At 71.6% G+C, this 12622-nt stretch carries 12 protein-coding genes; 6 read left to right on the top strand and 6 right to left on the bottom strand.

Translation table 11 applies throughout. The annotated features are described in order from the left end of the window. Positions 1–2 precede the first annotated feature (2 nt). Positions 3–2345, bottom strand: coding sequence for a GH1 family beta-glucosidase (locus ACZ6YG_RS09420; RefSeq protein WP_466017660.1), 2343 nt, complete (start codon positions 2343–2345; stop codon positions 3–5). Between the two features lie 96 nt (positions 2346–2441). Between ACZ6YG_RS09420 and ACZ6YG_RS09415 the strand changes: the two genes are divergently transcribed. From ACZ6YG_RS09415 to rocD, 3 genes are all read left to right on the top strand, one after another. Next, positions 2442–2927 (top strand): Lrp/AsnC family transcriptional regulator, encoded by a 486-nt coding sequence (locus tag ACZ6YG_RS09415; protein ID WP_148033390.1) that lies wholly within the window; start codon positions 2442–2444, stop codon positions 2925–2927. A gap of 121 nt (positions 2928–3048) precedes the next feature. Then, entirely contained in the window at positions 3049–3846 is a 798-nt protein-coding gene (gene ddaH / locus ACZ6YG_RS09410; RefSeq protein ID WP_148033391.1) for a dimethylargininase, read from the top strand. A gap of 1 nt (position 3847) precedes the next feature. Further along, positions 3848–5056: an ornithine--oxo-acid transaminase gene (rocD, locus tag ACZ6YG_RS09405; protein ID WP_466017659.1), complete on the top strand. Its 1209-nt coding sequence runs from the start codon at positions 3848–3850 to the stop codon at positions 5054–5056. 42 nt (positions 5057–5098) lie between these two features. On the opposite strand, the gene ACZ6YG_RS09400 is transcribed toward rocD, so the two are convergent. Beyond that, on the bottom strand, positions 5099–6655 hold the full coding sequence (locus tag ACZ6YG_RS09400; RefSeq protein ID WP_397198089.1) for an alkaline phosphatase D family protein: 1557 nt from the start codon (positions 6653–6655) through the stop codon (positions 5099–5101). Positions 6656–6891: 236 nt separating this feature from the next. On the opposite strand from ACZ6YG_RS09400, the gene ACZ6YG_RS09395 reads away from it, so the two are divergent. Both ACZ6YG_RS09395 and ACZ6YG_RS09390 read left to right on the top strand, forming a co-directional pair. Then, entirely contained in the window at positions 6892–8148 is a 1257-nt protein-coding gene (locus tag ACZ6YG_RS09395; RefSeq protein ID WP_397198090.1) for a Glu/Leu/Phe/Val dehydrogenase, read from the top strand. A 138-nt stretch (positions 8149–8286) separates the two neighbouring features. Continuing rightward, a complete protein-coding gene (locus tag ACZ6YG_RS09390) occupies positions 8287–9108 on the top strand; it encodes a trypsin-like serine peptidase (RefSeq protein ID WP_466017658.1) in 822 nt (273 codons plus the stop codon). Here the strand turns inward: ACZ6YG_RS09390 and ACZ6YG_RS09385 are convergent. Genes ACZ6YG_RS09385 through ACZ6YG_RS09375 form a run of 3 tightly spaced genes read right to left on the bottom strand, consistent with a single transcriptional unit; the run spans position 9089 to position 11246 of the window. Then, positions 9089–9982: a Gfo/Idh/MocA family protein gene (locus ACZ6YG_RS09385; RefSeq protein WP_466017657.1), complete on the bottom strand. Its 894-nt coding sequence runs from the start codon at positions 9980–9982 to the stop codon at positions 9089–9091. The two genes, ACZ6YG_RS09390 and ACZ6YG_RS09385, sit on opposite strands and share 20 nt — an antisense overlap. Then, entirely contained in the window at positions 9979–10890 is a 912-nt protein-coding gene (locus ACZ6YG_RS09380) for an NAD-dependent epimerase/dehydratase family protein (RefSeq protein ID WP_466017656.1), read from the bottom strand. Before ACZ6YG_RS09380 ends, ACZ6YG_RS09385 begins: the two co-directional genes overlap by 4 nt. Positions 10891–10892: 2 nt before the next feature. Then, positions 10893–11246 (bottom strand): YrdB family protein, encoded by a 354-nt coding sequence (locus tag ACZ6YG_RS09375; protein WP_466017655.1) that lies wholly within the window; start codon positions 11244–11246, stop codon positions 10893–10895. A gap of 115 nt (positions 11247–11361) precedes the next feature. On the opposite strand from ACZ6YG_RS09375, the gene ACZ6YG_RS09370 reads away from it, so the two are divergent. Further along, positions 11362–12057: a TetR/AcrR family transcriptional regulator gene (locus ACZ6YG_RS09370; protein WP_271276959.1), complete on the top strand. Its 696-nt coding sequence runs from the start codon at positions 11362–11364 to the stop codon at positions 12055–12057. Positions 12058–12091: 34 nt separating this feature from the next. Here ACZ6YG_RS09370 and ACZ6YG_RS09365 read toward each other — a convergent pair whose 3' ends face one another. Continuing rightward, positions 12092–12622 (bottom strand): hypothetical protein, encoded by a 531-nt coding sequence (locus ACZ6YG_RS09365; RefSeq protein WP_466017654.1) that lies wholly within the window; start codon positions 12620–12622, stop codon positions 12092–12094.

The raw sequence follows: 12622 nt of genomic DNA, 5'->3' as shown, positions 1-12622 counted from the left end.
GGTCAGCCGCTGGAGCGTGTCACCAGCCTGGCGGGGAGCACCACCGGGGTGGCGTGGCGGCCTTCCAGGCGGGAGAGCATCAGCCGGGCCAGGGCCATGGCCTGGTCGGAGGCGGGCGTCCGTACGGTGGTCAGCGCCGGGGTGGTGTACGCGGCCGCCTCGATGTCGCCGAAGCCCACCACCGCCAGGTCGTCCGGCACCCGCCGCCCGGCCTCGGCAGCAGCCCGGAGCACGCCGATCGCCAGGTGGTCGGAGGTCGCGAGGACGGCGTCCAGGCGGCGCTCGTCGGACAGCAGCCGGGTGAGGGCCGCCGCGCCGGACTCGGCCGTGTCGCCGGCCAGCGCGACGTGCGGCAGCCGTCCGGCCCGCTGGAGCGTGTCGCGGTGCCCGGCCATGCGGTCCTGGACGGCGACCAGGTGGGTGGGGCCGCAGACGAGGCCGATGTGCCTGCGCCCCTGCCGCAGCAGGTGCTCGGTGGCCGCGGCGGCGCCCCCCGTGTTGTCGGCGTCCACGTACGGCACGAGCGAGCTGATCGCCGGCCGGCCGAGCAGGACGAGCGGCACGTCGGTGCGGGCGAGCCGCTCGGCGAGCGGGTCGGCCCCGTCCGTCGGGAGCAGCACCACCCCGTCGGACAGCCCGGCCTCGACGTGCCGGACGATGCGCCGGTGGCTCTCGGAGGTGTCGGCGAGCATGAGCGTGATCTGCTTGCCCGCCCCTTCCAGGACGCTGGTCACGTACTGGACGACGGCGGCGGTGAGCGCGTCGTCGGGGCGCGGGATGGACAGGACGAGCGCGACCGTGTCGGTGCGGCGGGTGGCGAGGCTGCGGGCGGCGGCGTTGGGCACGTAGCCCAGCTCCTTGACGGCCCGCAGGACGTTCTCGCGGACCTCGGGGCTGACCGCGGCGTCGCCGTTGACGACGCGGGACACGGTCGCCCTGGAGACCTTGGCCCGGGCGGCGACGGTCTCCAGGGTGGGCCGCTTGGGCCGGCCGTCGCCGAGCCCGTTGCGGCGCACCACGTCGCGGTACCACAGGGCGCTGTCCTTCAGGCGGCGCCGCTGGGTGGCGAAGTCGACGTGCACGATGCCGAACTTGCGCTGGTAGCCGTCGGCCCATTCGAGGCAGTCGAGCAGCGACCACAGCAGGTAGCCGCGGACCTTGGCGCCCTCGTCGAGGGCGGCGAGCAGGGCCCGCAGGTGCTCTTCGACGAAGCTGACGCGGTCGACGTCGTGGATGCCGTCGGCGGTCACGGTGTCGACGAAGTCGGCCCCGTTCTCGGTGATCATCAGCTCCTGGTCGGGGTACTCCCGGGACAGCCGGCGCAGCAGCACGGTCAGCGCGCCGGGCACGATCGGCCAGCCCATCGCGGTCACCGCGGTCGGCACGGTGCAGAACAGGACGCCGTCGCTGCCCGGGTAGACGGGGTCGGCGGGCTCGCCCGGCTGCGCGCGCACCACGCTGGGCGCGTAGTAGTTGACGCCGAGCATGTCGAGCGGCTGGGCGATGACGGCCAGGTCGCCGTCGCGGACGTGGCCGAGCCCGGCGGCGGACTCCACGACGTTCAGCAGTCGCTCGGGGTAGCGTCCGCGCAGCATCGGCTCCAGGAACTGCCCGTGCACCAGCTCGTCGATCCTGGCGACCGCGTCGGCGTCCTCCTCCGACAGCTCCCTGGACGGGTCGGTGACCTGGCCGGGGGTCATCACGGGCGCGAAGTTGAGCACCGCGCCGACCCTGGCCGCGCCGGCCGAGCGCAGCGCCGAGGCGGCCAGCCCGTGGCCGAGCAGCATGTGGTGGGCGGCGCGGAAGGCGTCGGCGGCCGACTTCCGGCCGGGCGCGTGCACCCCGGCGCCGTAGCCGAGGAACGCGGCCACCCACGGCTCGTTCAGCGTGAACCAGGTGTGCACCCGGTCGCCCAGCCGCTCGTGCACGACCCGGGCGTAGTCGGCGAAGTGGAGCGCGGTGTCGCGCTCCGGCCAGCCGCCCCGGTCCTCCAGCGCCTGCGGCAGGTCCCAGTGGTAGAGGGTCGCGTACGGGGTGACGCCGGCCGAGAGGAGCTCGTCGACCAGCCGCTCGTAGAAGTCGAGCCCGGCCGTGTTCACCCGGCCCGAGCCCTCGGGCAGGACCCGCGGCCAGCTCACCGAGAACCGGTAGGCGGCCACGCCCAGATCCTTCATCAGCCGCACGTCGTCGGGGTAGCGGTGGTAATGGTCGCAGGCGGCCTGCGAGTCGGAGAACGCGTCCCAGATGGAGGGCCCCCGGCCGTCTTCCGCGTTCGCGCCCTCGATCTGGTACGCGGAGGTCGACACGCCCCACACGAAACGATCAGGGAACGTCCCTCTGCTCATCACTCGCCAACTCCCCGTGCCATGCCTCATCGAAGGGGCCAGTTTGCCCCGGTTCGATCGTCGCGCGCCACACGACGTTGGCGATATACAGAGCCCGTGGAACTGGATCGGCTGGACCGTGACATCATCGCCGCGCTCGTCGAGGACGCCCGGCAGACCTACGCCGAGATCGGGCAGGAAGTCGGCCTGAGCGCGTCGGCGGTCAAGCGGCGGGTCGACCGGCTGCGCGAGAGCGGCGCGATCACCGGCTTCAGCGCCATGGTCGCGCCGGCCGCGCTCGGCTGGACCACCGAGGCGTACGTCGAGCTGTTCTGCCAGGGCAAGACGAAACCGTCCGACATCGCGCTGGCCGTGGCCCGCTATCCGGAGGTGGTGGGCGCGGCCACGATCACCGGCGAGGCCGATGCGCTGCTGCACATCAGGGCGACGGACGTGCGCCACGTGGAGCGGGTGATCGAGCGCATCGCCGCGGAGCCGTTCGTGGTGCGGACGAAGAGCGCGATCGTGCTGTCGAGGCTGGTCGACAGCCCTCCCGGCACCACGTTGCCGGACGCGCGCAACGGATCACACGTCCCCGGCTGATACTCGCAACAGAACTTCACACGCGCGCAATCCCGCCCTCTTCCGCCGCGTGAGGGGCGTTCTTAGGCTGTGCTCGACCCCTGACATGGGGAAACACTCTGACGAAGACGACGGAGTCTGCATGCCCAGACGCTTTCTCATGTGCCCGCCGGAGCACTTCGCGGTCGAGTACGCGATCAATCCGTGGATGGATCCCGCGGCGGGCGCCGACCGCGCCGTGGCGATCCGGCAGTGGGAGGGCCTCAAAGCCGCGTACGAGAGCCTCGGGCACGAGGTGAGCCTGATCGAGCCGATCGAGGGCCTGCCCGACATGGTGTTCGCGGCCAACGGCGCGCTGGTGGTCGGCGGCCGCGTGTACGGCGCCCGGTTCGCGTTCCCGCAGCGGGCCGCCGAGGGGCCGGCCTACCTGCGCTGGTTCGCCGAGCGCGGCTACCCGACGCTGGAGCCGGAGCACGTGAACGAGGGCGAGGGCGACTTCCTCACCATGGACGAGATCGTCCTGGCCGGCACCGGCTTCCGCACCCGGGTCGCCGCGCACCACGAGGCCCAGGAGTTCCTGGGCCGTCCGGTGATCTCGTTGCGGCTGGTGGACCCGCGTTTCTACCACCTCGACACGGCGCTGTTCCCGCTCGACGGCCGCAACGTCGCCTACTACCCCGGCGCGTTCTCCGAAGGCAGCCGGGAGGTGCTGCGCAGGCTGTTTCCCGACGCGGTGCTCGCCACCGCCGACGACGCCGCCGTGCTCGGGCTCAACGCGGTCAGCGACGGCGTCAACGTGGTGATCAACGCCGAGGCGGGCGATCTCCAGCTAGAGCTGAAGCGACGTGGGTACGAGGTGGTTCCGGTCGATCTGTCGGAGTTGCGCAAGGCGGGTGGCGGCCCCAAGTGCTGCACACTCGAGATCAGGGGGGAGAACTGACATGACCACCAGCGCGGAGCTGATCGAAGTAAGCGAGCGCCGCAGCGCGCACAACTACCATCCGCTGCCCGTGGTCCTCCACGAGGCGCACGGCGCCTGGGTGACCGACGTCGAGGGCAGGCGCTATCTCGACTTCCTGTCCGGCTACTCCTCGCTCAACTTCGGCCACGGCAACGAGAAGATCCTCGCGGCGGCCCAGGAGCAGCTGAGGAACCTGACCCTGACCAGCCGGGCCTTCTACCACGACCAGTTCGCCCGGTTCTGTGCCGGGCTGGCCGACCTCACCGGCAAGGACATGATCCTGCCGATGAACACCGGCGCCGAGGCCGTGGAGACCGCGATCAAGGTCGCCCGCAAGTGGGGCTACCTGGTCAAGGGCGTCGAGCGCGACAAGGCCAACATCGTGGTGATGGAGGACAACTTCCACGGCCGCACCACCACGATCGTCAGCTTCTCCACCGACCCGGACGCCCGCGACGACTTCGGCCCCTACACCCCGGGCTTCACGATCGTGAAGTACGGGTCCGCCGACGCGATCCGCTCGGCCATCGACGACGACACGGTCGCGGTGCTCGTCGAGCCGATCCAGGGCGAGGCCGGGGTGCTGGTGCCGCCCGACGGCTACCTCACCCAGGTGCGGGAGATCTGCACCGAGCAGAACGTGCTGATGATCGCCGACGAGATCCAGTCGGGCCTGGGCCGCACCGGCAGGACCTTCGCCTGCGACCACGAGGGCGTCGTGCCCGACGTCTACGTCCTGGGCAAGGCGCTCGGCGGCGGCGTGGTGCCGGTGTCGGCGATCGCCGCGGACGAGGACGTGCTCGGCGTGATCAAGCCGGGGCAGCACGGGTCCACGTTCGGCGGCAACCCGCTCGCCTGCGCGGTCGGCAGCGCGGTCGTGGAGATCCTCCGCACCGGCGAGTTCCAGGCCAGGGCGGCCGAGCTGGGCGGGATCATGCACGCGCGGCTGCGCGAGCTGGTCGGCCACGGCGTGGTGACGGTGCGCGGGCGCGGCCTGTGGGCGGGCGTCGACATCGACCCGTCGCTCGCCACCGGCCGCCAGGTGTCGGAGGCGCTGATGGCGCGCGGCGTGCTCGCCAAGGACACGCACGGGTCGACGATCCGGCTCGCGCCGCCGATCGTCATCTCGGAGGAGGACCTCCTCTGGGCGCTCGACCGGCTCGCCGAGACGGTCGACTCCCTGCGCTGACCCGCCGAGTCCGCGCGCCCGCGGGCGCGCGGACTCGGCGGCTCACTCCAGCCGTAACGTGGCGATCTTCCGTACGTCGTCGCCCGTGGATTCGTACCAGGTGGCCTCGGGGCCCGGGAAGGTGAGCGTGGCGACCGCGTTCTGGAACCACGGCCCCTTGACGATCCGCCACCGGAAGGGCGGCCGCGGCAGCCGGGCCGAGCGGGCCAGCAGGCCGCCGATCAGCGTGGCGACGCCGAACTGGGTCAGCACGTTGGCCCAGCGCAGCAGGCGGCTGAGCGGGTTGCGGATGGGCGAGCAGACGATCTGGTAGATCGGGCCGGTGCGGGCCTTGGCGACGTACGAGTAGTGCACGTCGCCGGAGAGGATGAGCACCGGCTTGCCCAGCGCGGCCAGCAGCTTCGACAGGTCCTCGAACGAGCGCCGGAAGGCCGCCCAGTGTTCGAGGTCGACGGCCTGGCGGAAGGACTCGGACACGCGCGCCACCGGCCGGCCCCAGGCGCCGTCGCAGAGGGCTTCGTTCCAGTTCTGCACCCCGTGCACGCCCTCGGGGAGCAGGAACGGGATGGACGAGCCGATGATCAGCCGCTCGGCGGGCTTGGCGAGCTCCTCCTCCAGCCAGGCCCACTCGCTCGGGTCGAGCATGCGGCGGTCGCCCGGGGTGAGCTGCCTGGCGCATCTGGTGTCGATCATGATGAGCCGGGCGTGGCCGAGGTCGCGGGAGTAGCTCCACCGGTTGCTGCTCGGCTCGGCGTCGGCCTGCGAGGCGAACGCGTCCAGCTCGGCCGCCCCGTCGCCGCCGCCGTCGAGCAGCTTGCGCAGCAGCGGGTCGGCGGCCCGCTCCTGCGGGGACAGGTTGCCGAGGTGCTGGTAGACCCAGTAGGCGCCGAGCCCGGCGACCACCCGGCGGCTCCACCAACCGGTCTCGGCCATCTGCTCGCGCCAGGTCTTCGAGGTGTTCCAGTCGTCGCGCAGGTCGTGGTCGTCGAAGATCATCGCGCTGGGCACGGTCGACAGCAGCCACCGGATGTCCGGGTCGGTCCACGCCCTGCGGTAGAGCTCCGCGTACTCCTCGAAGTCGGCGATCTCGTTCTTCGGCTCGGTGTCGCGGCGCGCGTGGATGTAGTCGAGCATCTCCGGCGAGGGGTTGTCGGCGTAGACCTGGTCGCCGAGGAGCAGCAGCAGGTCGGGCCACTCCTCGTCACCGGCCTCGGCCAGATGGCAGCCGTAGGACCGCAGCACGTCGTACCCGTGGGTGAGGAGGTGCGCCGTGTCGTGCGGCGCGGTCGTGCGGCAGGAGCCGAACATCAGCCGCGCGGGCCCGTCGGGCGGGATGAGCCGGATCCGGCTGGGCGGACGGCCTTCCAGCGGCCACACCCGCTCACCGTCGAGAGTGACGGCATAGGAGCCGACATTCTGGGAAAGCTCCGTTATGTCGACGATCGCGTAGTGATGGTCGTGGACGGTGAAGGTTTCCGACTCGTACGAGCCGCCTGCGGCCTCGATGTGGACCGTGCACGGCTCGTCGGTCTCCACGAAAATCGAAGCGCTGGCAGAATCGACGTACCGCAGCATCGGCCCGACCACCAGTTCGGGCATCACACCCTCCACTTCGACAGTTCGGCGCACTCCGGGCCACAAGCCTGCCAGAGTGGCACCTTCCAAGCATCTGGATCAGCGGCTTGGATCGCAAGGAGATCACACATTACATATTCCCCCCGCTCTAGGATGATCCGTACAAGAACGCCCAAATGGGTTATAGGCAACGGCGCCTTACCCGGTAACGGGCGTACATAACAGGAGGAAGCTCTTCCATGAGTGTCATGGTGCCGTCAATGACGCCGGCACAGATCAGCGCGGGCCAGGAGGCCCTCGAATCCGCTCACTTCCAACTCGGCAGCGCAGCCGAGCGGCTGGGGCTCGACGACGGGCTCCGCGCGATGCTCGCCACGCCCCGCCGGTCGCTGACCGTCGCGGTGCCGGTCCGGCGCGAAGACGGCAGCATGGACGTCGTCCAGGGCTTCCGGGTCCAGCACAACGTCTCGCGCGGCCCCGCCAAGGGCGGCATCCGCTTCCATCCGGCCACCGACATCCACGAGGTCACCGCGCTCGCCATGTGGATGACGTGGAAGTGCGCGCTGGTCGGCATCCCGTACGGCGGCGCCAAGGGCGGCGTGGCCGTCGACCCCGCCGGATACACCACCCGCGAGCTGGAGCGGCTCACCCGCCGCTACGTCAACGAGATCCTGCCGCTGATCGGCCCGGACAAGGACATCCCGGCCCCTGACGTCGGCACCGACGAGCAGACCATGGCCTGGATCATGGACACCTACAGCGTCAACGCCGGCTACGCGGTGCCCGGCGTCGTCACCGGCAAGCCGATGCCGCTCGGCGGCTCGCTGGGCCGGGCCGGCGCCACCTCGCGCGGCGTGCAGATCGCCGCCCTGTCGGCGCTCGGCCGCTCGCCCGAGGGCGTGACGGTGGCGGTGCAGGGCTTCGGCAAGGTGGGCGCGGGAGCCGCCCAGTACCTCGCCGACGCGGGCTGCAAGGTCGTCGCGGTCTCCGATGTGACCGGGGCGGTGTACGCGCCCGAGGGCCTCGACGTCGCCGGGCTGCGTGCCTGGGTCGCCGAGTCCGGGCAGGTGCGCGGCTATCGCGACGCCGACGCGCTCGGCCTGGACGAGCTGCTGGAGCTGGACGTGGACGTGCTGGTCCCGGCCGCGCTGGAGGGCGCCATCACCGAGGCGAACGCGCCCCGGATACGCGCCCGCCTGATCGTGGAGGGCGCCAACGGGCCCACCACGCCGGAGGCCGACCGCGTCCTGGCCGCCAACGGCACCACGATCGTGCCCGACATCCTGGCCAACGCCGGCGGCGTGATCGTGTCGTACCTGGAGTGGGTGCAGAACATCCAGGCCTGCTCCTGGAGCGAGAGCCAGATCGAGCGCAAGCTCCGCGACATGATGGAGAGCGCGTACGGCGAGGTCAAGTCGGTGGCCGCCGAACGCGACCTCACCCTCCGCGAGGCGGCGCACGTCATCGGCGTCGGCCGGGTCGCCGAGGCCCACCGCATGCGCGGCCTCTACCCGTAGAGCCGGTACGCCGGGCAGGCCTGCCCTGGCCGGGTCCACGGGCAGGCCGTACCCCCGCGGGGGTGAGAAGTACCCAGGTTGGGTAAACCTTGATGTCGCTGGTCAGGGCGCTGATCGTTTCCTGCTAGAAGTAGGTGGGTGTTGAGGTTGGTGCTCTGTCTGGCCCTGCTCGATCCCTCCGGCGGCGCCGAGGTCCCGCGGCGTAACATCCCGGCGCGGGAGGTGCTCACGCCCCAAGGCGACCGGCTGGGTTACGCCCCCGTGCCGCGGCCCTACACGGGCACGCGGCGGCTGACCGGCGTCCTGGTCGGCCGCGACCGGGAGACGGGCCGCCACATCACGTGCGGCGGCACCGTGGTGCGCTCCCGCAGCCGGAGCCTGGTGCTGACGGCGGCGCACTGCCTGCGTAACCACGGCCGGGTGCTGGAGCAGCTCGCGTTCCTGCCCGGCTACGACCGGGGCCGGCCGGTCGAGGGCGTGTGGCCGGTGGAGCGCACGTGGGTGCCGTCCCGCTGGCGCGGCCGGGGGTTCGGGCCCGACCTGCTGCCGTACGACGTCGGCCTGGCCGGGGTCTCGGCCAAGCCGCGCGGCCGGCTGGAGGACCTGACCGGGCGGGGGCTGCGCCCGCTGCCGACCCGCAGGGGCACCCCGCTGCGCGGGCTGGAACTGCTCGGCTACCCGGCGGGCAAGCAGTATCCGGGCAACCGCATGTACCGCTGCGTCGGCGACGCGGTGGAGGGCAAGGAACGCGGGCCTGGCGTGCTGGTCACCCGCAACTGCCACGCGGCGGCCGGCGGCAGCGGCGGCCCCGCGCTGTACGAGGGAGGGGTGGCCGGCGTCGTCTCCTCCTCCAGCCCGCTCCGCGACGACAAGGGCTTCACCGTGCTCAGCCGGCTCGGCAGCAGGACGTTCACCCGGATGTACGAGCAGGCCGACCGGATCATGCTCCGATCGAAGTGACGATCTCCTCGCAGAGCGCGTGGGTGACCAGGGCGTCGTCGGCGGTGACCAGGCGGCCCGCGCCGACGGCGGCCAGGAACTCCGCGCAGATCGCCTCGATGCCGCGCTGGCGGGCGACCGGCACCCAGTCGGGCCGCCGCCGCAGCGTCTCGCCGCCGGCGTAGTCGACCACGTCGCCGAGGTTGACCACGCGGCGCTTGACGCCGTCGCCCATCACCTCGCAGCTCTCCTCGGAGGCCCCGCTCACCCGGTTCATCACCCCGATTGCGGTGAAGCCGTCGCCGGACAGCTCCAGCACGACGTGCTCCAGCAGGCCGTCGCCGTTCACCCGGGTGCGGAAGCGGGTATCGGTGACCTCGCCCGGCGCCAGGAACCTGAGCGTGTCGGCGACGTGGATGAAGTCGTCGAAGACCACCTGGCGCGGGGCGCCCGGCAGGCGTTCCCGGTTCTTCTCCATCAGCACCAGGTGCCGGGGCAGCTCAGCCAGGGCGGCGTAGCCCGGCGCGTGCCGGCGGTTGAAGCCCACCATCAGGGACCTGCCCCCGGCCCTGGCCAGCGCGGCCAGCCGCTCACAGTCGCCCAGGTTGTCGGCCAGCGGCTTGTCCACGTACACGTGCACCCCCGCGGACAGCAGCGTCTCCACGATCTCCGGGTGGGCGGGGGTGGCGGCGTGCACGAACGCCACGTCCACCCCGGCCTCGGCCACCTCGTCCACCGTGGTGAACCGCCGGTCGACCCGGTAGGCGTCGCCGAGGCGGCGCAGCCTGGCCCGGTCACGGGTGCACAGGTGGAGGTCGAGCCCGGGATGGGCGGCCAGCACCGGCAGGTAGGCCTTCTCCGCGATGTCGCCGAGGCCGATCAGGGCGGTCTTCACGCGTCGAGCGTAGCTTTGAACGCCTCGCCGACGGGGGTCGGAGCGACCCCGAAGGTCCGCTGGAAGTCGGACGAGTCGAGCACGTACGGCGCGACGAACTGGTAGCGGACGTGCCGCAGCTCGCCGATCATGGGCTGGAAGAGCCCGGCCGCCCGCACCAGCGGCCACGGGAGCTGGACCATCCTCGGCGCGGGCCGGCCGAGCAGCCGGGCCATCTCCTCCCCCACCTGGCGGAACGTCATCGGCTCCGCCGTCGGCACGTGCCAGGGCCGCCCCCACGCCCGCTCGTCGCCCCCGGCGACGATCAGCGCCCTGGCCACGTCGGGCAGGTACGTCCAGCTGTGCGGGACGTCGAGGGGCCAGACCACCTGGACGGTCCTGCCCGCCTTGAGCGCGGGCAGGAACCGGGTGCCCAGGTAGGACTGGTCGGTGGCGCCGGGGCCGAAGTAGTCGGAGCCGCGCACCTCGGTCACCCGGATCCGGCCGGCCCGGTGCGCGGCCAGCGCGTCCTCCCACATGCGGGCCCGTACCCGGAACTTGGGGTTGGCGGAGGCGAGCGGCAGGTCCTCGGTCATGGGGCCGGTGACCGGGCCGTACGGGTAGAGGTTGCCGAGGATCGTCAGCACCGCGCCGCTGGCCTCGGCCGCGGCCAGGAACGACGCGGCCATCGGCGGCCAGTCGGTGAGCCAGCGGTGGTAGCGCGGGTTGACGCAGTTGTAGAGGACGTCCGCGCCCTTCGTGATCTCGATGAGGCGGCGCCGGTCGGCGACGTCGGCCGCCACCTTGACGGCTCCTTCGGGACCGCTGCCGGACCGGGTCACCACGGTGACCTCGTGACCCCGGTCCAGGAGCTGGCGTGCCAGGTGCGCACCGACCTGGCCGGAACCCACGACGACGTGCTTGCCCATGATCAGACCTGCTTCCAGACGATGCGGAGGACCGCGTTGACGACGAAGAGGGCGGCGAGCGCCCCGGCGAGAAGGGCGGCGCCGGCCGCGTAGAGCGCCAGCGCGCCGCCGCCGAACCAGAGGATCTCCAGCGCGGCGCGCGCCAGGCCGGTGAGCGGGATGACGGCGTTGGCGCCGCCTCCCGCCCCGAACAGGGCCCAGGCGGCGATGAACAGCGCGGGCGCGCCGAGCCCGGCGAGGAGCTTCACGCCCCAGTGCTGGCTCAGCGTGAACCCCCAGTAGCCGGCGGAGACGAGCACCCCGAGCTCCAGGAAGAACATCAGCGCCAGGTTGGCGCCCTTGGCGATGGGGAGCACGATGACCTCCTGAGTGACTGCCGTTCCCTTACGAGAGCAATGCTCTCTCAAGAGAGCGGCCATCGTCAAGAGCAGTGCTCTCGTTTCCGGCGTGCGCTCTGGTAACGTGCTGGGCATGACAGCGAGCCGTACCGCGCGAGAGCGGGTCAGAGCCGAGCTCACCAGGGAGATCACCGACATCGCCCGCCGCCAACTGGCCACCGAGGGCGCGGGCGGGCTGTCGCTGCGCGCGGTCGCCCGCGAGATGGGCATGGTGTCCTCGGCGATCTACCGCTACTTCCCGAGCCGCGACGACCTGCTCACCACGCTGATCATCGAGGGCTACAACGCGCTCGGCGAGGCCGTGGAGCGGGCCGACGCCGCCTGCCCGCGCGACGACTACCTCGGCCGATGGCTCGCCGCCTGCCACGGCCTGCGCGACTGGGCGCTGGCGCACCCGCACGAGTACGCGCTCCTCTACGGCTCCCCGGTGCCCGGCTACCAGGCGCCGCAGGACACGGTCCCGGCCCGGCTGCGCGACGTGACCGTGCTCGGCGCGACCCTGCGCGAGGCGCACGAGGCGGACGCCGTCGACCCGCCCCCGCTGCGGCCGCTCCCCCCCGACGCGCTCAGGGCGGACGCGGACAACCTGCGCACGATCATGGCGGGCGTCCCGGACGAGCTGATGTTCCGCGCGCTCACGTCCTGGACCGCCCTGTACGGGTGGATCAGCTTCGAGCTGTTCGGCCAGCTGAACAACGCCATCGAGGAAAGGCGCACGGCCTTCGACCACTCGATGCGCACCCTGGCCGCCCTCATGGGCCTGCGTTAGCGCTCCGGCGGCGCCTCACCAGGATGCCGCATGCTCATGCTTCGGTGACGGATATGCCCAGTTCCTCAAGATCCAGCACCGATCGGTCCTCCTGTCGTACTGGCGGGTTCCGCCACGCGGGCAACGTGCCGGAGAAGCTGACGCCAGTCTCGTCGCACCGTCTGCGATGGAGGTGGACATCGCCGAGTATCGCCGGGATGAACAGCACCCAGTACTGCGGTGTCTGGCCATATTCCCGAGCCTTCCTGCCGAAGCGGTGGCCCAGCACACGAATCTCCGGCGCTGCGCCGGATTCCCAGCCTGGAAGGTCGGTGCTGACGCGCGGGCTGATCGCAGCGAACTGCGCGTGGACTTCCCAGCTGATCGATATGGAGACCTCCAGAATACGCTTCTGATTGTGGTCCACCAGATAAACGCCTACTTTGTCCAGCCATTTCTTTTCTACGGCGCCGAGCACCTTGACCCGGTCGGCATCCAGAATTCCCGCGTAGCGCAGGAAGATGTCGAATTGGTCTACGACCGCCTCGGTCCTGCTGCGGGTAGCGGTGTAGGAGTAGGTTTTCAT

It is taken from the genome of Nonomuraea sp. NPDC054003 (assembly GCF_055585125.1).
Note: the sequence above shows the minus strand (reverse complement) of the source record. Positions and strands in the feature narration are given on the sequence as shown.

Bases quoted from the DNA above. Each gene is read 5' to 3' on its own strand.
- ACZ6YG_RS09420 (WP_466017660.1), bottom strand. From the start codon at position 2,345: ATGAGCAGAGGGACGTTCCCTGATCGTTTCGTGTGGGGCGTGTCGACC.
- ddaH (WP_148033391.1), top strand. From the start codon at position 3,049: ATGCCCAGACGCTTTCTCATGTGCCCGCCGGAGCACTTCGCGGTCGAG.
- rocD (WP_466017659.1), top strand. From the start codon at position 3,848: ATGACCACCAGCGCGGAGCTGATCGAAGTAAGCGAGCGCCGCAGCGCG.
- ACZ6YG_RS09400 (WP_397198089.1), bottom strand. From the start codon at position 6,655: ATGCCCGAACTGGTGGTCGGGCCGATGCTGCGGTACGTCGATTCTGCC.
- ACZ6YG_RS09395 (WP_397198090.1), top strand. From the start codon at position 6,892: ATGACGCCGGCACAGATCAGCGCGGGCCAGGAGGCCCTCGAATCCGCT.
- ACZ6YG_RS09380 (WP_466017656.1), bottom strand. From the start codon at position 10,890: ATGGGCAAGCACGTCGTCGTGGGTTCCGGCCAGGTCGGTGCGCACCTG.
- ACZ6YG_RS09370 (WP_271276959.1), top strand. From the start codon at position 11,362: ATGACAGCGAGCCGTACCGCGCGAGAGCGGGTCAGAGCCGAGCTCACC.
- ACZ6YG_RS09365 (WP_466017654.1), bottom strand. From the start codon at position 12,622: ATGAAAACCTACTCCTACACCGCTACCCGCAGCAGGACCGAGGCGGTC.